Genomic DNA, 639 nt, shown 5'->3' on the forward strand with positions numbered 1-639 from the left:
TTCGGCTCTGTCTCACATTCGGTGGTGACCGAAAGCGGTCGATGTCGTTGAGGTCACGTGTGCAAGATCGATGATCTTACGAAGATGGTGTTCTCAGGGCTGTCCCCGCTGGTGATCGATGAGGTTACGGACGAGGGCGAGCGGATCCTGGTGCGGGCTCGGACGCCTGGAGGGACGGCGGCATGTCTCGGCTGCGAGGCGGTGACGGGCCGGGTGCACGGGTATCACCAGCGGACTCTGGCGGATGTGCCGGTCGATGCCCGGCCGGTAGTGGTGCGGGTACGCGTACGCCGTCTGGTATGCCCGACGCAAGGCTGTCGTCGCACGTTCCGCGAACAGCTTCCGGGGGTTCTGGAGCGTTACCAGCGCCGCACGTCCCGGTTGATCTCCCAGGTCGCAACGGTGGTGCGCCATCTGGCTGGCCGGGGCAGTGCTCGCCTGTTGTCGGTCCTGGCGATGGTCGTCATGTCCCGTCACACCGCCCTGCGGGCGCTGCTACGCGTTCCGCTGCCCGAACGGCGGGTTCCCCGCGTGCTCGGGGTCGACGACTTCGCGCTGTGCCGCCGTCGCCGTTACGCCACCGTCCTGATCGACGCGGTCACCCGTGAACGCATCGATATGCTGCCCGACCGCAAGGCC

General features: G+C 67.0%; 1 protein-coding gene. It reads left to right on the plus strand.

Going from position 1 to position 639, the window contains the following annotated elements; all coding sequences use genetic code 11:
- Positions 1-57 precede the first annotated feature (57 nt).
- Positions 58-639, plus strand: a 582-nt coding sequence (locus SM447_RS29400) for a transposase family protein (RefSeq protein ID WP_474576121.1), incomplete at its 3' end; no start/stop codon positions are given.

Source organism: Micromonospora aridisoli, from assembly GCF_056150025.1.